This is a genomic window from Bacillus sp. UMB0728, from assembly GCF_002858875.1.
GTDB lineage: Bacteria > Bacillota > Bacilli > Bacillales > Cytobacillaceae > Bacillus_AB > Bacillus_AB infantis.
Map to the genome: position 1 here is coordinate 937,162 of NZ_PKLA01000001.1, position 18,227 is coordinate 955,388.

The following is an 18,227-nucleotide window of genomic DNA, read 5'->3' on the forward strand; positions in this document are numbered from 1 at the left end:
GTGATTCCTCCTCTTCTCTTGTCCTGTTAGGTATTTTTCCTGAATGGCATTTTCTTAAACACCAGAAGTTGAAATCATAGCAGGAACTGGAGGAGCGGATAAAACCATGGAATGACCAAAGAAGTAAGAATAGCCGAGAAACCCATGGCTGCGCTGGAGACTGCTCCCTGCACAGGGTCTTCTATTGCTGCCTGGCTTGTGCCGATCCCGTGGGCCACTGTTCCGATGCCAAGCCCTCTAGCGAAAGGATCGCTGATTCTTAGAAAAGATAGAATAACAGAGCCCATGACAGCCCCAAAGATACCGGCCGAGATGACGAACACAGCAGCAAGCGGCGGGTCACCTCCGATTATTTTGGCAGCTTCGATTGCGACCGGAGTCGTGATCGCTTTCACGGCAGAGGTCGCCTGGATTTTTTCCGGGAGACCAAGCACTTTTGCCAGCAGTACGGCCGATGTGATGGTCGATAAGGTTCCAGCTGTCAGACCGATGACAGCAGGCATTAATCTTTCCCTGATCACCCTCCGGTTATGATACAGAGGAACGGCAAGAGCGACAGTGGCAGGACCAAGCATGAAGGTCATGATATTTTTAGCCGGCGTGTATTCTTCATACGTAATCCCTCCGGCAAGCAGCAGAAGGATCATGATAAGTGTAGCTGTAAAAACAGGAGTGGCAAATGGGGAAAGCAGCCGGGCAGAAAGCGCCTTTGCCCCGATATAGACGATGATCGTCAAAAGGACGCTAATGAGTGTGATCCCGCTCACCCTTTTCCGCCCCCTTCCCTGAAAAATAAGCTGCCAGGCCGGAAGTTATGATTAGCCCGATGACGGTACTGCCGATAATCATTATGAGAAGCTGCCAGCCGCTCGTCCGAATCAGTCCCCCGTAACTCATCAGCCCGACAGCTATCGGGATAAAAAAGAAAGCCAGGTGCCGGTTTAGGAATGCTGCCCCCTTTTCGATCTGGCTTACCTTTACGGCACCGGTCAGCAGGAGGATGAATAAAATCATCATGCCAAGTACGCTTGCAGGAAGGGGCAGGTGAAGAATTTCAACGATAAAATCTGAAACGGCGTAAATCATCCACAGCAAAAAAAGCTGCCATAAAAAGATAAGTGCATTTTTCACCATTCTAACCCTTCCCCCACTAGATAATCTACTATCCATAATAGAGGAAAAAGTGCAAAATTGCTTAGAATTTTATTCTATACATTCAGCCGTCGGACGGCTTTCCTTCCATGGAGGATCAAGTAAAGGACTGCAGCAATCAAGACAATCACTGTTCCTATCATGTAAATATAGCTGTAGCCTGAATGGGCCGCAGCAGTTCCGAGGATAAAAGAGCCAATGGCAAAGCCTCCGTCAAAAAAGACAAAGAAAGTCGCGGTTGCCGTCCCCTTTCTGCCTGCGGGAGCCGATTCCACTGCAATGGTTTGAAAACACGACACCAGCGTGCCAAAACCGATGCCGACAAATGCTCCTGAAAGCAGGAGCTGGAAGCTTGATGATGCCTGGCTCAGCATCCAGACGCCGATCCCAAAGAAGAGGATGCACGGATAAATCACTTTATTTTCCCCGAACTGATCAAACCATCTTCCGGTAAATGGGCGGGAAATCAATAGCGCTGCGGCATAAACGACAAAGAAATAGCTTGCTGCCTGGACGAGGTCAAGCTCTCTCGCATACACCGAGATGAAGGAAATGACGCTCGAATAGACAAAAGATAATGTAAAAGCAACGAATCCGATGGGCACTGTCTTCCGTTCAAAGAAGTCCGACAGCTTCATCTTTTTCCCTGCTGCTGCCTGCCGGGTCTGCCTGTCTTGCTGTTCTTTCAGCTCCATCATCAATCCGCAGGTAAGAGCAAGCAAGGAGCAGGCAATGCAAACCGCGAACAGTACGGTGTAACTGGCTGCTCCTATAATGGTCAGCCCGGCGAATGGTCCGATGACCATGGCAAGGTTCATGAAAGTGGCATAATAGCCCATCCCTTCCCCGCGGCGCGCAGCCGGAATAATGGCTGCAGCAATAGCTCCTGTTGCGGTGGTTGCCATACCAAAGCCCGCACCGTGGATGACCCGGATAATCAGCAGCACAAACGGTGATTTAACAAAAAGGTAAAGGATAGATCCAGCCAGGAAAATAGAGGCTCCGATGATCAAAATTTTCTTCGGGCCAAAGGTATCAAGCCATTTTCCAGAAAACGGCCTGAAAACTATCGCCGACAGAACAAACACCGTAATAACGAGCCCGATGGCCTGCCCTCCGCCCTGCAGTTCATCTGCTACATAAACCGGCAGTGTAACGGTCAGCATATAAAAAATTACAAATACAAAAAAACTGGCAAAGGAAATATTGATGAAATCCTTTGTCCAAAGCTGAGGTTTTTCCAACTGTTTCACATCTTTCTCCTGATATATGGATATATTTAACGCGGGAAAAGCTCCCCAAGTGATCTGAGGAGCTTTTCCCTATATTATAGGATATTTTCCTGTCTTTTATTAGAATGGGAACTCACGATTAGTTTTTTGGACAGATACCCATTTTGTTGTTGTAAATTCTTCAATGAGCCAAGGATTGCCGAAACGGCCGACGCCTGAAGCTTTATTGCCGCCGAATGGAATATCCGGCTGCGCATTAACAGTCTGATCGTTGATATGAGTCACACCGCTGTCAATCTGCAGTGCATATTGCTGCGCTTTTTCAAGATCCTGCGTAAAGATGGATGATGACAGTCCATACTCTGTTTCAGAGGCAATCCTGATCGCTTCTTCATCACTTTCAACCGGAATGATGGTTGCGATTGGCGAAAAGACTTCAGTCTGAGCAAGGGCAGAATCATTTTTCACATCTTTGAAAACGTACGGAGTCAAGATGTTGCCAACTCTTTGTCCTTCAAGCGCAATTTTCTCGCCGTTTGCAATGGCGGCTTCGATGACTGCCTGAGCCTTCTGCAGCTGCCTATCGTTGATCAGCGGTCCAACGACAGTTGCAGGATCCTTTGGATTGCCATAAGGAAGTGCTTTTGCTCTGTCGACGAATTTATTTGTAAATTCTCCAGCAATATCCTTATGGACAATGATCCTGTTTGTGATCATGCAGATCTGGCCCTGGTGGACGAATTTTCCGAAGATAGCAGCATCAACAGCACGGTCAACATCTGCATCTGAAAGGACGATGAATGGATTGTTTCCGCCAAGCTCCAATGCCACTTTTTTCAGGTTCCTTCCGGCAATTTCCCCGACATGTCTTCCGACAGCGGTTGAGCCAGTGAATGAAATGAAGCGTGGAATTGGGTGTTCAAGCAGATAGTCGCCTGTCCCATCTGTTTTCGGATCTGTGAGCAGAAGGTTCAGGACCCCTGCCGGCAGGCCGGCTTCTTCAAAAGCTTTTGTCAGGATGACGCCGCCAGTGATGCCTGTTGCGACATCCGGCTTATGCACAACTGCATTACCAAGGGCAATGGCTGGCGCTATGGTCCTTACTGACAGGTTAAGCGGGAAGTTGAATGGCGAAATGGAGGTGATGACACCCACCGGCACGCGGTACACGTGGTTTTCCTTCCCTTCAATGGTTGCCGGAACCTGGTTCACGACATTTACTTCATCAGCAAATTTGATCGCTTCCTCCAGCTCCTCAAATGTGATCTGCAGGGCAATATTGGCCGCAAGAATGGTTCCGCCTGTTTCTGAAGTATAAATATCTATAATTTCTTCTTTATGTTCTTCAAGATAGGCAATTACTTTCCTTAAAACTTCTTTGCGTTCCCCGGGGGTTGTCTTTGCCCATTTCTTTTGTGCTTTTTCAGCAGTAAGCATAGCCTGATCAATGTCAGCCTCATTTACAGTTTTTACAGTATAAAGCCTGGAATCGTCATATGGATTCAATACATCGATTGTATTGGCGCCGCTTCCCTCCAGCCATTTACCGTTAATATATTGTTTGGTGTAATCCTTAAAATTGACCATAAATCTCTCCCTCTCCCTGAAACTTACTGCAAAGAAGATTCCTAGGTTGCTATAGCAACATTTAGGGTCACGTCATCAGCAGCACTAGAATCTTAACACATATAAAGTTGCTATAACAACTTATGTGCTTAGCTGGCTAACCTTTTTAAAACAGGAGTTTATACCCAGAAACTTAAGGAGGACACCGGCCGTAAATAAGCTATACCGAAACAAATGTCTGAGGAGGAAAGCATGAAGGGACGCAAACGAAGGTATTTATTATTATCAAGTATATTGAGCAGCTTTCTGATCATCTCTGCCTGCAGCCCTACGGAAGCTGATAAAGAAAAAACACAGGCTGCCCAGCAGGAGGAAGATAAATACGAAAAACTCGCAAAGGATCAGAATAAGGAGTCAGAGCTGGAGCCGATTGAATTGACTTCCTACAGCGAAGAGGTTGGGCTGAAACTGAAGGAACCGGCTTACAAGGAATTTACCGTCAATGAGAAGGCGGTTATCGAGGGGACGATCGAAAAATCAGCCAGCCTGAAATCTGACTTTGTCTGGATCAAAGTCCATGCAGCTGAAGAGGGTCCGGCAGGCACTGACCACGAATATTACACAAAAATTGAAGACGGAAAATTTAAGCAGGAGCTTCACTTCTTCAACGGTGAGGGAGAGTATCAGGTAAAGGTGCAGATTCCGAGTATGGATCAGGAAAACTATTATTATGATACTGCATCTTTCACGGTCCATAATGTGAATCCGCAGATCGTCCGCGATGTCACATATACCCCTTTCGGACAGGAGGATGAAATCAGCCTGGATCTTAAGTCCAGCTATGTTGAGGATAATGAGATCTTTAAGCTTGAGGGAAGCGCCGGCAGGCTTAGCGACAATGATACAATCATGATTAAACTGAATAAGGATGCTGATACCTGGACACATGTCCTGCCGGTTGAACAGGGCAAGTTCACCTACGATGTTCCCCTTCTATATGGAAAAGGTCTCCACGAGCTGGAAGTGCTTGTGCCTGACAAAGAACGGGAGAACTATTACCAGACTGCCACAACGCTTCTGATCGACAATCAGTCAGACAGGACCATGAAGCCGATCGAGTTTTATGAAGCTTACAGGGAACGTGGTGTCACACTGAAGTCTCCGCAGTTTGGAGGAGAAGAGTCCAATGGTGAATATACGGTAAAAGGAAAAATAGATCCTGAGGCTGATTTCGGACCTGAAACCACGCACATCTATGTTTCTACTAAAAAAGGCGAGGATGAAGCACTTGATGTCATTCCTGTAGAAAAATTTGAATTCGACGGCTCCTTCTACCTCCGCTTCGGGCCGGGCACTTATGAAGTAACGCTGAGTGTACCGGAAATCAAGGAAGAAAACAGTGACAGTTTCCGCTATTACGGCTTTGCTTCTTTTGAAGTGGAAGCAGAAAGCGAAGATCAGCGCGACCTTCTGCCATCAAGGGGCGTCGAGTCAGAAGCACCAGAAATCAAGAGTCTTGCCGGCAAACTGACAGAGGGAAAAAGCACTGAGAAGGAAAAAATCAAAGCCATCTATGAATATGTCGCCAAAAATGTTTCCTATGATGTTGACAAATATGAAAATAGTACATTCAGCTGGGATGACAGCGCCCTGAAAACGCTGGAAACGAAAACCGGCGTCTGCCAGGATTATGCCTACCTCTCCACCGCACTATTGCGTGCCAGCGGGATTGAAGCAAGAATCATTGAGGGTACCGCGCGCGGCGGCTTCTGGCCATCCAACCATGCCTGGGTCGAAGCAAAAGCGAACGGCAGCTGGATCGTCATGGACCCGACCTGGGGAGCCGGCTATATTCAAGACGATCAATTCGTTGCCAAATATACCGATCAATACTTTGAGCCCAATCCGGCCGAATTTGAAAAGACCCATACAAGAAAAGGCGTCACCTACTAAAATATTTGGAGAGATAGAACCTTGGCGTACTGTCTCTTCTTTTTAAAAGGGTCATTTTCATATAGGGCGAAAGACCATAATATGGTAGTATGAAACTAGACAGAAGTGAAAATTCTGAAAAAACCAAATGTCAAATCTTTAAAAGGGGGAGTTGCAAATGACAGGTTTGGTCACTGTAGTAATGATTTTTTCCATCCCGCTTGTCGCCATCGTCACAAGCCATTATCAATCACTTGCCAAAACAAAAGTAAAAATCATTGAAAAAGAGCTGGAACTGGAAAAATTGAAACATGAGAATTATTTAATAGAAACGCAGAAGATGAGGATTGAATTGGAGAAGATGAAGCTGGAGGGGCCTTTGGATGTAAAGTAACACATCTGTATCCTGTGGCAGAGGAATTTATTCCTTCCCCTCTTTTCATCGAAAAGAGGGGAAGGAGTATAATATCCTTCAATGCTGAAGCCGGAGCTGAACAGTAAATTCACTTTGCCTTTCCACTCAAACAGGTCCTGAAGAGCTGCAGCAGGCTTCTTTTGCAGTAAACCATCACCAAACTGAGGATCTGGTTCCCTATTTGCCCAAAATAGATGTCCTGCAACCTTTTTATTGGGGCAGCATGACCGGTACCCGGTTCCCTATTGGGGGCTGCATCAGCTTCAGCATGCTCCACATTCAGTTTTCAGGCTGATACCTAATGCAAGCTATTATTTCAATGATTGATCAGCCAAGTATTGTTTCCGCTGAACTGCTGGCCCACCTTAAAAATGCTGTACAAACAAGACAGCTATCCATTTAGCTGTCTTGTTGACTTGGGTTATAAATCAGTTTTTTGTAAAGCGGGTAAAGGAAGGACAGAATTCAAATTTATTCTTTTGCTTGGTTTAACGCCATATAGCCGGCACCGATCACCCCTGCTTCTCCCCAAAACTCACAGATGCCAAGCTTTATTTTGCCTCTTAGATTGGCATATAATTTTTCCTTCATTTTATGGTTAATCTCATCTATCAGCCAGGGATTGCAGCAGATTACAGCTCCGCCAAGGACAAATGCTCCTGGGTCCATGAGCTGAATGATGGAGGCGACAGCTCTGGAAAAATGCTCAATCCATTCCTTGATCACTTTAACGGCTATCTCTTCCTTATCTTTAAATTTTTCAAACAGGTATTCTGCGTCCGCACTTTCACCATATATTAGCTTACTCCTGGCATCAAGAGCCCTGCCGCTGCAAAGAGATTCCAGTGTCATTTCCTTGGTCCCCTCCTCTTCGCTTGCCTGGCCGATGATCATTCTGCCCGCTTCACCTGCATATCCATTGTCCCCCCTGATCATTTGACCGTTATAGTAAACACCCATCCCAATGCCTGTGCTCACTGTCATGTAGAGAGAATAGCTTTTTCCTGCAGCAGCTCCCTTTTCAGCTTCCAGCAGCCCTGCTGCATTGACATCATTGTCAAAGTAAACGTCAAGCCCAGGAAAGCAGGATTGTATGCACTCAATTCTTATTCCGTCAAGAAAAGGAATGTTATCTGCATCTTTTATTACTTGTGTCTGTTCATTCCATGGGACAGGCAGGGCAATTCCAATTTTCTTAGCATTTTTCTGAGGATCGACCCTTTCAGCCATCCGGAAGATTTCACCAAACATTTCATCTGCCGTTTTAAAACTCCTGGTTACTGCCGTCTCCATACGGATCACCGACAGCTCTTTTCCGATCAGTCCCACACGAATATTTGTAGCGCCTATATCTACACCAATTACGTATTCATTCATTTAGAAATAGCTCCTTACCCAGCAACTCTATGTCTATTATTTATTTTTGAGGAATCGTTCAATAAAAACAGTTAAGACCTGCTTCCATGCTGACAGGCAGGAACGAAACTCCATTTGAGTATATATCCTTTGATGTCCACCAATCTTCTATTTTTCTTTGCTCCTGTCAATCTGAAACTAATTTCTCATTCACAGTATCCAGGTGCAAATATAATATGGATTGCACTAATACTGCAACTTTAGTGGAAGCAGAAAGATTGACTCCAAATTTTTAGAACAGCATTACAAATGGGTCCTCAATTCATCAAATAGAAAAAAATAAGCGGAGATTTTCCAGCTAAATACAGAATAGAGCTCAATTCGAGGTAAATAAGGGGAGATTTTCCGGTTATGCAAAATAAAATACCACATTATTACGTTTTAGGAGCCAATAAGCGGAATTTCTCCGTCTATTTGAGCTGTTTTTTATAGAAATTTCTATTTAAGAGGAATTCTTCCGTCTATTAATTAGACTGGGTTCTTGACCTGATACCCTACCCGATAAGATCGAATCCTCTGAGTGCCAGATGCGGGGATCAGCATCTTTTTTTCGAACAGTTGGGAAAGTACCTTTTTTACTGTCTTGGCACTTAGTTTTAGATACTTCTCCACTTCTTTTGGAGATATGTCTTCTCCTTTTCGAATTACTAGCCGAAGCACTTCCTTTTCAAGAAAGGACAAAGAAGTTTGGTCCAGCTCATCACCCATCCATCTGCCTATCACTTGCTGAACAACCTGTTGGCATCTGCGGGGATTCTCTTTTACTTGATCAAAAGAAAAGCGGATGACGGTCCATCTATCAATCACCAGCTGGTTTTGACGTTCCAGGCTGTCGGAAAATTGCCATCTGCTGATGTTCTTTAGGTGAGGGCCATACCCGTCGACCTCTAAACAAACCTTGATGCCGGGACGGATATAAGCAAAATCCAAATACCTTTTCCCATCATTGTAATTATCAATTTCATATTCAGGGTGTAGATAATTAAACTGGTAAAATACTGGCCACCACACTTGCTTCAAAAACAGCATTTCAGCATGTTTGTGACCTTCTTCCAGGCGCCGCAGCCGCTCACCGGTTCTTGCCTGTAAGTGTGAATGTAAAAATGCCTGATATTCTTCTTCAAATCCCATATATCCCTCTCCTATCAATAAGAAAATGAACAGCATAGGCTTTAATAGCTTCCAATGAATCATATCCATTCTTGATTCATTTGTTTTAATAGGACGATTTTTGAATGACTTTGGAAAATAATGAGTGGTAAATGTAGTGAAAAAAAGAGGATTGGAAACAGGCAAACAGAATTGTGGAGCAGCAATGATAAAAGAATATTTCGATGATAACCCTTGGATAAACTAATTTTAGTGTATTAGATTTCTAACAATTGTCAATCAACTTATGCCATTCGACAATAATTCTTATCTAACATCTCCTAACCTTAAGAGAGATTTGGGTTAAAACCTCACCTACTTATTATAGGCTCCAATTCATCTTGAGAAGGCACAAAACAAAAAAAGCGGGGCATCCATCCTGGATACCCTGCTCATAAACTTAGCTACTTGCTACTGAACATCATTACGCCCACCACATATCCCCAGGTGTTTCCCGGATCAGAACTTCATTCAGGTTCTTCACAGCGCGTGCAAACCCTTCATCAATCGACATCAGCGGATCTTCATGCTCGATGCTGACAACATAGTCATAGCCATACAGCCTCAGGGCGCTCATCATATCGCTCCATTCCTGGATGCTGTGGCCGCATCCGACGCTGCGGAACGTCCAGGCGCGTGTCTGAACTTCCCCATATGGCTGCATGTCTGTCAGTCCATACATATTAACATTATCCTGATCAATATAGGTGTCCTTGGCATGGAAATGATGAATGGCACCGGCTTTTCCGAGTATTTTAATCGCTGCGACCGGATCGATGCCCTGCCACCAGAGATGGCTCGGATCAAGGTTCGCCCCGATGGCTGGGCTTGTTTCCTCGCGGAGCTTCAGCATCGTATAAGGTGTATGGACAAGGAAGCCGCCATGGAGCTCCAGGCCGATTTTCACATTATGTTCTTCTGCTAAAGTGCCGATTTCCTTCCAATATGGTATTAGCTTGTTTTCCCATTGCCATTTCAGGACATCGCCATATTCTGCCGGCCATGGTACAACTGGCCAGTTTGGCTGTTTTGCTTCTTCACTGTCGCCCGCTGTCCCAGAAAAGGCATTGACGACCGGTACATTAAGGAGTGAAGCAAGCTTGATGGTTTTTCTAAGTACTTCATCAGATTCTTCAGCAAAAGTTTTATCAGGGGAAATCGGGTTCCCGTGGCAGCTGAATGCACTGATCGTCAGGCCTCTGGATGTTACAGCTTCCAGATAAGCTTTTCTTTTTGCCTCATCTTCAAGCAATTCGTCCAATGGGCAATGGGCATTTCCAGGATAGCAGCCTGTGCCGATTTCAACGGCATCAAGACCAGCTTCTTTTACGTGATCGAGCATTTCTTCGAAAGATTTTTGTGAAAATAATACTGCGAAAACACCAAGTTTCATTCTGCCAGGACCCCTTTCTTAAGAGGAACAATTTGCTTTGTTTTCTGTGATTCGATTGCTGCAAGAATGATTTCAAGGCTCTTTAAGCCTTCTTCTCCGCTGATCAGCGGCTCCTTGTCTTCTACTACACTTTCAACAAAATGATTGATAACATGGGAAGTTGTCTGTCCGCCTTCCTCGTTTGTCTGGATTTTGTCCAGCTTATGCTGAACCGAACTGCCGTCGCGGTAAACTTCAATCAGCGAATATTCCGGATCTGCTTCAAGATGGAGGGTCCCTTTTTCCCCGTAGATGACAGTGGAGTTGTCGCTTCCGCCCATATAAGACCAGCTTGCTGCCAATGTGCCGACTGCACCTGACTCTGACCGGAGGACACAGACCGCATTATCGTCCACTTCTGTATTTTCCTTCGCGTTAGTCGCAATCAGCGCACCGACTTCAGTAAATTCGCCGAGCAGATACCGCAATAAATCGGCTTTATGCACGCCAAGATCACCCATGGCACCGATAAAGGCTTCCCTTTTATTAAAGAACCAGCTGTCAGCACCATCCGCACTCCATCCTTCAGGGCCGGCATGCCCGAATGTCGTTCTGAAGCTGAAGATCCTGCCAAGCTTGCCGCTCTCAATGATATCCTTTGCTTTCTGATGAGCAGCAGTGAAGCGCTGGTTGTGGGCAATCATGAGTTTCTTTCCGTTAGCTCTTGCAGCCTCATTCATTGCTTCCGCTTCTTCCCTTGATGCAGCCATAGGCTTTTCACACAAAACATGGCGGCCTGCATTCAAAGCTGCTAAAGTAACTTCAGCGTGCAGGAAATTCGGCAGGCAGACACTGACAAGGTCGATCCCTTCCATTTCAATGGCTTCTTTATAATTGGTAAATGCCCTGGCACCGTATTTCGCAGCTGTCTCTTCTGCTCTTTCCAGGTTGCTGTCACATACAGCAGCGATTTCAACAAATGGGTTTGCGGCATATTCGGGAAGGTGGCGATATTGGGCAATGCTTCCGCAGCCGATTACAGCAGCTTTTAATTTAGTCATCAGTATCAAACTCCTTTAGTGGAAAATTGTTCTTTTAAGTAATTGATGCTTATTTCAATACTTTCGAATGGCGTCAGGCGGCTTGCATCCTGCTCTACTACCCACCACTTTACTCCTGCTTCATCTCCAAGACTGAGAATTTCCTGCAGATCGATGCTCCCTTTTCCAAGCTCCGCAAAGAACTGTTCTTCATCTCTGGTCATATCCTTCAGATGTACAAGGGGTGACCTGCCTTGATACCTTTTAATCCAGGCAGCCGGATCTTCCTTTGCTTTTGCCAGCCAGTAGACATCCAGTTCTGTCTGGAGCAGTCCGGGGTCGCTGTCATCAAAAATGGCCTCAAGCGCCATCCTCCCGTCACTCAATCTTTCAAGCTCGAAATCATGATTATGGTAGCATAATGTGATTCCTGCATCCTTCAGCTTCCGGCCTGCTTCATTCAACAGGGGAATGAGTGATTGATAGCTTTCCTCTGTCCGCTCATCCGGCATAAGGTAAGGGCAAACTGCATATTGAATTCCAACCGTTTTAAGATTGGAAATCACATTGTCCAGGTTGTCCTTAAGGTCCGCCAGAGGGATATGGGCAGATACCGGTGCAAGATTAAGATCGTCAGTCAATTCCTTCACTTTTTCTGCACTCAGCCCTCCAAAACCAGCAAATTCCACCCCATCAAAACCGAGTTCTGCCACTTTCTTCAGGGTACCCGCAAAATCTTTCTCCGTTTCTTCACGAAGTGTATAGAGCTGTACTGCAATTGGTATTCCCGACATCTTAATCCCCTCGCTTCCTCAAATTTTTAAAATAAACTATTTGATTCCATCATAAGTGACCATTAAATATTTGAACATTCATGATATGATTAAAACATGCACTATTTTGCTATTTTGAGTGACGGGGGTCATTTTTTGAAAACGGATGCATTGTTTTGCGGTTATTCATACCATACACAGCCCTTTTATTCTCATCATAAGTCCGGCTACCCTTCCTACCTGATCCGCCTGCAGACAGAAGGAGCATGCGAAGCGATCGTCAGAGGCAATCGCAGGAAATTGGAAAAAGGCGACCTGCTTCTCATCAAGCCTGGGGATCATTATGAACTGATGGTCGACAGCCTTCTTCCTGATAAGGCTATTTTGAGCGGCGACTATCATCTTATCTGTGAGGGTAAATGGATTGAATATTGGTGGAAGAGATCTAATAAACCGGATGTGGCACGGATTGATGCAGATGAGCGGCTGCTTTCCCTCTGGAGACATCTGATCATTGAATTAAGGCGTCCTTCGAAGGAAGAGTTTAATGAACTGTCCGACTATCTTCTCCGCTCACTCTGCATCTTGCTTGAAAGATCACTGAAGGAATCGTCTCTTTCTGCCCACAGGCCATATGCAGTCACAAGAATGCTCAGGTTCATTGAGGAGCATGCGCTTTCATCTTTTAAAGTAGAAGAAGCAGCTGCCCATGCCGGATTGAGCGTTTCGCGTGCTGTGCATCTCTTCAAGGAAAGCACGGGGAAAACGATCATGGAATATGCAATGGAAATCAGGCTCGCGGCTGCTGAGGAAAGGATGAAATATACCACCATGACACTGGAGCAGATTGCGGAAGAGTGCGGGTTTGGCACCTACCCCTATTTTCACCGGGTGTTTAGCAAAATGCATGGCAGGGCACCGGGGGTTTACCGGCGGATGGAATATGGAGGGATGGGGAGCGTGAAGAGCTGAGGGTTCTGGATGGGAGGTATTGTTGGTGGTATGAGGCACTCTGCAGGGGCTCTAGTGGTGTAGAGTGCCTCTTGTCACTGATATGAAGAACTCTGCACCTATAATTCCAGACTTAGAGTGACTCATGCCGCTGATATGAAGCACTCTGCACTATACATCCAGACTTAGAGTGACTCATGTGGCTGATATGAAGCACTCTGCACTATACATCCAGACTTAGAGTGACTCATGTGGCTGATATGAAGCACTCTACCACTATACTTCCAGATTAGAGTGACTCATGCCGCTGATATGAAGCACTCTGCACTATACATCCAGACTTAGAGTGACTCATGTGACTGATATGAAGCACTCTGCACCTATAATTCCCGACTTAAAGTGACTCATGCCGCAATATAAAGCACACACCTGAACAGGTGGTCCAAAAGTTTATCATTTCCTCAGAAAGACAAATTTACTATCCCTCGACACACCAAAAAGGCGCATGCTCTTCAAGCGCCCTTCTACAAATTATGCAATCTCATGAAAAGTAATTTCAGGCCGGCTGCCGATGCGGATATTAACCCCTGTCTGCCCCAGCCCCTCGCTGATATAGAAAGGCATGCCGTTATGATAGTGCAAGCCTTTGACCATATTCATGCGCACCAGCTTTCCCATCTTAGCCAGGTGATACGGTTTGGGCCAGTGAATCTGGCCGCCGTGGAAGTGGCCGGATAAAAGATAATCATATTTATAGTCCTTCATCTCAAGGACAACATTTGGATCATGCGTAAGCACCAGATTATACCCATCAGACACTCCTAAATATGATTTAGCCACATCATGATGCTTGGTACTGTAATTATCAATTCCAATTATATTTAACTTTTCTCCATTAATATCAATGACCGAATGCTCATTCTGCAGTGTCCTGCACCCGTTTTCCTCAAGGATCTTTTTTAAGGCTGCAAAATTCTTTCCCTTCAGGACATAATCATGATTGCCAAAAACAGCGTACATGCCATATCGCGGTTCGAGTTTATTAAACATTTGCAGGTAAGGGGCCAGTTTCGGCAAACTCCTTTTTCGGTCCATGAAATCCCCCGTCAGGGCAATAAGGTCGATATCCTTTCCGGCTATTCTCTCATAAAGTTCCTTTGGGCTGATTGAGATATTCTCCAAATGCAGATCAGACAAATGAAGAATCTTTATCTTATTGCCGGCAAGCACAATATCTGGCCGTTCGACTGATACTGTCCTGACAGCTATTTTACTTGTATTTTTATTTGCTTTAAACAGTGAATAGACAAGGTAGACAGAAATAATCAAGAAAAAATATAATGACATTCGCACATCTCCTCCTACTTAACCAGTATAAGTGTCTCATTCCCTAAGTCCTAGTGGGAGTTGAAGGAAGTCTTCAAAAAAACTATGACTCTTTTACAAAAAAGATAGTACAATATACTTTCTGGTAAATGAGAAGGAGTGTTTCTATGAGATTGCTTGGCATTATAATTGGAATCATCGCTGCTGATAACCTGTTCCATCTGATTGACGCCTTTGCTTATGGCCTAAAGGCCGAAACCAGCATGGAACGGATTGGGGCTGTATTTTTTGGCGTCTGTGTACTGGGCATACTGATGCTCATCTTCCACCGCCTGTTTACTGCTGCCTTTTTCAATGGATTCACAGCGGCAACAGGTTTGTTCCTGAGCTTCGACATCGCCGTATTCCACTGGATCTTCCAGCTCCACCGGATCACCAACGGGCCTGAAGCCAACTGGCTGGAACCGCTGTTTGTTATTGGGGGATCTTTTTTGGTTTGGTATGGGATTAAGCGAGAACGGATGGGTGTTAGGGAAGCTTAAAAAGGCCTTGCTCATTAGTTATACTCGGTCTTTCCTAAACAGCCATCCTTATTTTCCCCTACCGAAAAAGCACCAAGTTTGCTAAGATAAAAAGATAAAAATTAACTTGCGGGTGAATTACATGACTGAAACAACCGAACTAAAAGGATTTGACACAAGTATTGTATATGACTACAAGGATTATCCTGACGAAAAAAGCGGGAGATGCGATAATTGCGATAATACCTTGTTCAAAAGCTCGGTGAAGGATTTTATTTTTCTCCGTGAATGCCGGAAATGCGGAATGAAGAAAAGTATATAAAGCTGTTGTAGGAGGCGCAAATTTTGCGTCTCTTTTATTTTCCGATGAAAGAAAAAACGCTCTATTTACCTGTTTATTATTGTTTACATCTCTTTGATCCCCGACTCATATACTGGACTAGCACAACCTTTAAGGAGTGAACGTCTGATATGAAAATAAAAACACTAAAAAGGCTGGTGGTTTTGTTGGGGATCCTCTTCATCTTTCTACTGCTCGGCTCTGTTTCTGCCATCATTTATGCCAACTATTATGTCAATGACGGCGAAGTGACTGTGTCACAGGAGCTTTTCCCGGAGAATGAGCCGAAAAGAGTGCTTGCTCTGTTTGCACACCCTGACGATGAAATTATGGTCAGCGGAACCTTTTCTAAGCTGGGGAAACAGAAGGATGCATTTACTGCACTCGCGGTATTCACCAGGGGCGAAGCAGGTCCTGACGGAGGGGTTGTCCCAAGGGATAAGCTTGGGGCTGAACGCACAAAGGAAGTGAAGAAATCTGCTGAAATTATTGGCGTGGACCGTCTGGAGATTTTTGACTTTCCAGATGGAGGATTAGAAGAAGTGAATGGTGAGGAGATTAAACAGGTTATCAGAGACTTGATTACAGAGATTAAGCCGACAGTATTGATTTCTTATGATGATGAAATTGGCTTATACGGCCATCCAGACCATGTGGTTTCAGGCCAGCTGGTGCGGGAAGTGGCAAAGGAAGAGCTTTCCAAGGGGAATTCTTCTGTTAAAAGGCATTATATGATTACTCTGCCGAAGCCGATGATTGAAGTGGCCCTTAAGCTCTCTCCAACTTTCAAGGAGAAGTATCCCAAGGATACCAGCAAGGGTCTTCCAGAGCCCGATATCGCTTTCCCAATGGCAACTGAAGCTGCTTCGCGAAAAAAAGTCCTCCTCGCCCACCGGACCCAAAAAGAAGTGATTTCAAGTGTGCAGCCGTATTATGATAAAATTCCTGCATCCATCTATTACCGCATTTTTGACCGGGAGTATTTTCACCTGGCTGAATCAGCTGATCGGGAATGAAAATCATAGTGAAATGCCAACCTATATAAGGATCAATATGGAGAGGCGGTGATAGCAGTGGCAAAAAAGGGCATCCAAAATTCAAGCATTGAACAAATCCAAAAAGACCATGAAACGGAGTCTGCTTTCCAGAAGAACGACGCCAAAAAGAAACAGGGGCGGAAATGATTTAAGTTATAGGTTCAATAGAATGGCAGGAAATAAAGCTCAGCTATGATTCGTAATAGTGGTTGCAGCAGGCTCTGCTGGAACCACTATTTCAGCAAATAGCGGTCCTAGCCAGCACCGCTGGAACCACTATTTCAGCCAAAATCAAAAATAGCGGTCTTAGCCAGCCTCGCTGCAACCACTATTTCACCTAAGATCCCAAATAGCGGTCCTAGCCAGCACCGCTGCAACCACTATTTCACCTAAGATCAATAATAGCGGTCCTAGCCAGCCTCGCTGCAACCACTATTTCAGCAAAACCATAAATAGCGGTCTTAGCCAGCACCGCTGGAACCACTATTTCACCTAAGATCAAAAATAGTGGTCCTAGCCAGCCTCGCTGCAACCACTATTTCAGCAAAAACCAAAAATAGCGGTCCTAGCCAGCACCGCTGGAACCACTATTTCAGCAAAAACCAAAAATAGCGGTCCTAGCCAGCACCGCTAGAACCACTATTTCAGCAAAACACCAAAATAGCGGTCCTAGCCAGCCTCGCTGCAACCACTATTTCAGCAAAAACCAAAAATAGCGGTCCTAGCCAGCACCGCTGCAACCACTATTTCAGCAAAAACCAAAAATAGCGGTCCTAGCCAGCACCGCTGGAACCACTATTTCAGCAAAACACCAAAATAGCGGTCCCAGCCAGCTCTGCTCGAAGCGCTATTTCTGAAAAAGTTCCCAGTCCGCTTTCTATCTTAAAGAAATACCCTGTATAGTGCTATTTCTTCTGATCACTCTTCCTTTGACTTTGTGGTACCGCTGTATCAAGCGCTCCTGTTTCAAAGTCATATTCCTTGGATATTCCGGCAAATCTTCCAAGATCGTTTGTACGGTCTTCACCCTTTTGATTTTTAGCCATGAGGCTCACCTCCTCCACTGTAATTTCCCCTTTCCTGATTCCAATTATGTACATTCCCGCTAGCCAAATAATCTGTCTTGAATTTACTTATACTATGGATGAAAGGAGGCGGAACGATTGAAAAATAATAAGAAAAACCAACCTGATACAACACAGATTGCCGCCAGATACTTCAATGCATCCGATTATGAAGGGAACTCCCAGCTGGAGCAGGGTCTCGCTGAAACCCATGAACAAGTCGGGGATGATTATAATGAGGGAACTGTGGATCAGCTGAAGGAATAGGCAATGAAGCTGCTTGCCTGCGCAAGCAGCTTTATTCCGTAATACCGGCTTTCTAAAGCTGATAATTCCGAGACCTTTCGTCGTCAGGAAATAAGACAATTAACTTCCCCTCCTTCTTCTGCTCTTTTAAAATAAGTACCAGGAGGGATAATGAAATGATAATCCGTGAAGCAGTAAAAGAAGATTTGCCGGACATTCTTGATATTTATAATGAAGCAATCCGCACACTGACAGCAACTTTTGACCTCGAAGAACAAAGCCTGGAACATCGGACGGCCTGGTTCGAAAAATACGGCGGCAGATATCCCCTGACGGTTGCAGAGGAAGATGGCCAAATTGCAGGCTACTGCTCCATTGGACCATTCCGCGATAAACAGGCCTATGAGAAAACAGCAGAGCTTTCTGTATACATATCATCCCGCTTCAGAGGGAAAGGGATCGGGAAGGGTCTGGTAGAGGATATGCTCTCCCGCGCAGCCAGCCTGGACTACCATACCATCATCTGCGGCCTCACTGCCGGAAATGAGGCAAGCGTCAGGCTCCACGAAAGGCTCGGATTTCACTATATCGGCATATTTAAGGAAGTCGGCTTTAAATTCGGGGAATGGCAGGATGTCCTTTTTTATCAGTATTTCTTCAATAAATGACAAAGGCCGGCAGAATGCCGGCTTTAT

Annotated in this window: 19 protein-coding genes and 1 pseudogene; 9 read left to right on the forward strand and 11 right to left on the reverse strand. The window is 45.1% G+C overall.

The window, feature by feature from the left end; genetic code table 11:
- Nucleotides 1–74 precede the first annotated feature (74 nt).
- The 4 genes from CYJ37_RS04865 to CYJ37_RS04880 all read right to left on the reverse strand — a co-directional run bounded on the left by CYJ37_RS04865 (nucleotide 75) and on the right by CYJ37_RS04880 (nucleotide 3,971).
- The gene (locus tag CYJ37_RS04865) at nucleotides 75–767 is read right to left on the reverse strand and encodes an LrgB family protein (protein ID WP_101548255.1); all 693 of its coding nucleotides are present in this window, start codon (nucleotides 765–767) and stop codon (nucleotides 75–77) included.
- Nucleotides 745–1,134, reverse strand: a complete 390-nt coding sequence (locus CYJ37_RS04870; protein WP_009793245.1) for a CidA/LrgA family protein — start codon at nucleotides 1,132–1,134, stop codon at nucleotides 745–747. Before CYJ37_RS04870 ends, CYJ37_RS04865 begins: the two co-directional genes overlap by 23 nt.
- A gap of 74 nt (nucleotides 1,135–1,208) precedes the next feature.
- The gene (locus tag CYJ37_RS04875; protein WP_101548463.1) at nucleotides 1,209–2,396 is read right to left on the reverse strand and encodes an MFS transporter; all 1,188 of its coding nucleotides are present in this window, start codon (nucleotides 2,394–2,396) and stop codon (nucleotides 1,209–1,211) included.
- A gap of 108 nt (nucleotides 2,397–2,504) precedes the next feature.
- A complete protein-coding gene (locus tag CYJ37_RS04880) occupies nucleotides 2,505–3,971 on the reverse strand; it encodes an aldehyde dehydrogenase family protein (RefSeq protein ID WP_101548257.1) in 1,467 nt (488 codons plus the stop codon).
- Between the two features lie 231 nt (nucleotides 3,972–4,202).
- Between CYJ37_RS04880 and CYJ37_RS04885 the strand changes: the two genes are divergently transcribed.
- Nucleotides 4,203–5,903, forward strand: a complete 1,701-nt coding sequence (locus CYJ37_RS04885; RefSeq protein ID WP_257964176.1) for a transglutaminase domain-containing protein — start codon at nucleotides 4,203–4,205, stop codon at nucleotides 5,901–5,903.
- A gap of 157 nt (nucleotides 5,904–6,060) precedes the next feature.
- Nucleotides 6,061–6,276 carry a hypothetical protein gene (locus tag CYJ37_RS04890; protein ID WP_101548260.1) on the forward strand — a complete coding sequence of 72 codons (216 nt, stop codon included), beginning with the start codon at nucleotides 6,061–6,063 and terminating at the stop codon, nucleotides 6,274–6,276.
- A gap of 492 nt (nucleotides 6,277–6,768) precedes the next feature.
- Here CYJ37_RS04890 and CYJ37_RS04900 read toward each other — a convergent pair whose 3' ends face one another.
- The 5 genes from CYJ37_RS04900 to CYJ37_RS04920 all read right to left on the reverse strand — a co-directional run bounded on the left by CYJ37_RS04900 (nucleotide 6,769) and on the right by CYJ37_RS04920 (nucleotide 12,068).
- Nucleotides 6,769–7,674: an ROK family protein gene (locus CYJ37_RS04900; RefSeq protein WP_101548262.1), complete on the reverse strand. Its 906-nt coding sequence runs from the start codon at nucleotides 7,672–7,674 to the stop codon at nucleotides 6,769–6,771.
- A gap of 507 nt (nucleotides 7,675–8,181) precedes the next feature.
- Complete coding sequence (locus CYJ37_RS04905; protein WP_180827247.1) at nucleotides 8,182–8,844, reverse strand: DNA-binding response regulator; 663 nt, start codon at nucleotides 8,842–8,844, stop codon at nucleotides 8,182–8,184.
- A 442-nt stretch (nucleotides 8,845–9,286) separates the two neighbouring features.
- On the reverse strand, nucleotides 9,287–10,255 hold the full coding sequence (locus CYJ37_RS04910; protein WP_101548264.1) for a sugar phosphate isomerase/epimerase family protein: 969 nt from the start codon (nucleotides 10,253–10,255) through the stop codon (nucleotides 9,287–9,289).
- Nucleotides 10,252–11,295, reverse strand: coding sequence for a Gfo/Idh/MocA family protein (locus CYJ37_RS04915; protein ID WP_101548266.1), 1,044 nt, complete (start codon nucleotides 11,293–11,295; stop codon nucleotides 10,252–10,254). The genes CYJ37_RS04910 and CYJ37_RS04915 overlap by 4 nt, the downstream gene beginning before the upstream one ends.
- Before the next feature lie 5 nt (nucleotides 11,296–11,300).
- A complete protein-coding gene (locus tag CYJ37_RS04920; protein ID WP_101548268.1) occupies nucleotides 11,301–12,068 on the reverse strand; it encodes a sugar phosphate isomerase/epimerase family protein in 768 nt (255 codons plus the stop codon).
- 135 nt (nucleotides 12,069–12,203) lie between these two features.
- Here CYJ37_RS04920 and CYJ37_RS04925 point away from each other — a divergent pair, with 135 nt between their 5' ends.
- On the forward strand, nucleotides 12,204–13,019 hold the full coding sequence (locus CYJ37_RS04925; protein WP_101548270.1) for a helix-turn-helix domain-containing protein: 816 nt from the start codon (nucleotides 12,204–12,206) through the stop codon (nucleotides 13,017–13,019).
- A 510-nt stretch (nucleotides 13,020–13,529) separates the two neighbouring features.
- Here the strand turns inward: CYJ37_RS04925 and CYJ37_RS04930 are convergent.
- Nucleotides 13,530–14,345, reverse strand: coding sequence for a metallophosphoesterase (locus CYJ37_RS04930; RefSeq protein WP_101548272.1), 816 nt, complete (start codon nucleotides 14,343–14,345; stop codon nucleotides 13,530–13,532).
- A 146-nt stretch (nucleotides 14,346–14,491) separates the two neighbouring features.
- Between CYJ37_RS04930 and CYJ37_RS04935 the strand changes: the two genes are divergently transcribed.
- From CYJ37_RS04935 to CYJ37_RS27615, 4 genes are all read left to right on the forward strand, one after another.
- Nucleotides 14,492–14,866 carry a hypothetical protein gene (locus CYJ37_RS04935; protein ID WP_101548274.1) on the forward strand — a complete coding sequence of 125 codons (375 nt, stop codon included), beginning with the start codon at nucleotides 14,492–14,494 and terminating at the stop codon, nucleotides 14,864–14,866.
- Nucleotides 14,867–14,987: 121 nt separating this feature from the next.
- Entirely contained in the window at nucleotides 14,988–15,167 is a 180-nt protein-coding gene (locus CYJ37_RS04940) for a hypothetical protein (RefSeq protein WP_009793231.1), read from the forward strand.
- Between the two features lie 149 nt (nucleotides 15,168–15,316).
- Nucleotides 15,317–16,201, forward strand: coding sequence for a PIG-L deacetylase family protein (locus tag CYJ37_RS04945; RefSeq protein WP_101548276.1), 885 nt, complete (start codon nucleotides 15,317–15,319; stop codon nucleotides 16,199–16,201).
- A 57-nt stretch (nucleotides 16,202–16,258) separates the two neighbouring features.
- The gene (locus CYJ37_RS27615) at nucleotides 16,259–16,369 is read left to right on the forward strand and encodes a biofilm-forming protein (RefSeq protein WP_101548278.1); all 111 of its coding nucleotides are present in this window, start codon (nucleotides 16,259–16,261) and stop codon (nucleotides 16,367–16,369) included.
- Between the two features lie 758 nt (nucleotides 16,370–17,127).
- Here CYJ37_RS27615 and CYJ37_RS27050 read toward each other — a convergent pair.
- Nucleotides 17,128–17,268: a hypothetical protein gene (locus CYJ37_RS27050; RefSeq protein ID WP_022544018.1), complete on the reverse strand. Its 141-nt coding sequence runs from the start codon at nucleotides 17,266–17,268 to the stop codon at nucleotides 17,128–17,130.
- 111 nt (nucleotides 17,269–17,379) lie between these two features.
- Here CYJ37_RS27050 and CYJ37_RS04955 point away from each other — a divergent pair.
- A pseudogene (locus CYJ37_RS04955) lies at nucleotides 17,380–17,553 on the forward strand (YozQ family protein); the annotation flags it as partial.
- 155 nt (nucleotides 17,554–17,708) lie between these two features.
- Nucleotides 17,709–18,200 carry a GNAT family N-acetyltransferase gene (locus CYJ37_RS04960; RefSeq protein WP_101548280.1) on the forward strand — a complete coding sequence of 164 codons (492 nt, stop codon included), beginning with the start codon at nucleotides 17,709–17,711 and terminating at the stop codon, nucleotides 18,198–18,200.
- The last annotated feature ends 27 nt before the right edge of the window (nucleotides 18,201–18,227 follow it).

Bases quoted from the DNA above. Each gene is read 5' to 3' on its own strand.
- CYJ37_RS04915 (WP_101548266.1), bottom strand. From the start codon at position 11,295: ATGACTAAATTAAAAGCTGCTGTAATCGGCTGCGGAAGCATTGCCCAA.
- CYJ37_RS04900 (WP_101548262.1), bottom strand. From the start codon at position 7,674: ATGAATGAATACGTAATTGGTGTAGATATAGGCGCTACAAATATTCGT.
- CYJ37_RS04960 (WP_101548280.1), top strand. From the start codon at position 17,709: ATGATAATCCGTGAAGCAGTAAAAGAAGATTTGCCGGACATTCTTGAT.
- CYJ37_RS04930 (WP_101548272.1), bottom strand. From the start codon at position 14,345: ATGTCATTATATTTTTTCTTGATTATTTCTGTCTACCTTGTCTATTCA.
- CYJ37_RS04870 (WP_009793245.1), bottom strand. From the start codon at position 1,134: ATGGTGAAAAATGCACTTATCTTTTTATGGCAGCTTTTTTTGCTGTGG.
- CYJ37_RS04920 (WP_101548268.1), bottom strand. From the start codon at position 12,068: ATGTCGGGAATACCAATTGCAGTACAGCTCTATACACTTCGTGAAGAA.
- CYJ37_RS04905 (WP_180827247.1), bottom strand. From the start codon at position 8,844: ATGGGATTTGAAGAAGAATATCAGGCATTTTTACATTCACACTTACAG.
- CYJ37_RS04890 (WP_101548260.1), top strand. From the start codon at position 6,061: ATGACAGGTTTGGTCACTGTAGTAATGATTTTTTCCATCCCGCTTGTC.
- CYJ37_RS04935 (WP_101548274.1), top strand. From the start codon at position 14,492: ATGAGATTGCTTGGCATTATAATTGGAATCATCGCTGCTGATAACCTG.
- CYJ37_RS04940 (WP_009793231.1), top strand. From the start codon at position 14,988: ATGACTGAAACAACCGAACTAAAAGGATTTGACACAAGTATTGTATAT.
- CYJ37_RS04945 (WP_101548276.1), top strand. From the start codon at position 15,317: ATGAAAATAAAAACACTAAAAAGGCTGGTGGTTTTGTTGGGGATCCTC.
- CYJ37_RS27050 (WP_022544018.1), bottom strand. From the start codon at position 17,268: ATGGCTAAAAATCAAAAGGGTGAAGACCGTACAAACGATCTTGGAAGA.
- CYJ37_RS04885 (WP_257964176.1), top strand. From the start codon at position 4,203: ATGAAGGGACGCAAACGAAGGTATTTATTATTATCAAGTATATTGAGC.
- CYJ37_RS04880 (WP_101548257.1), bottom strand. From the start codon at position 3,971: ATGGTCAATTTTAAGGATTACACCAAACAATATATTAACGGTAAATGG.
- CYJ37_RS04910 (WP_101548264.1), bottom strand. From the start codon at position 10,255: ATGAAACTTGGTGTTTTCGCAGTATTATTTTCACAAAAATCTTTCGAA.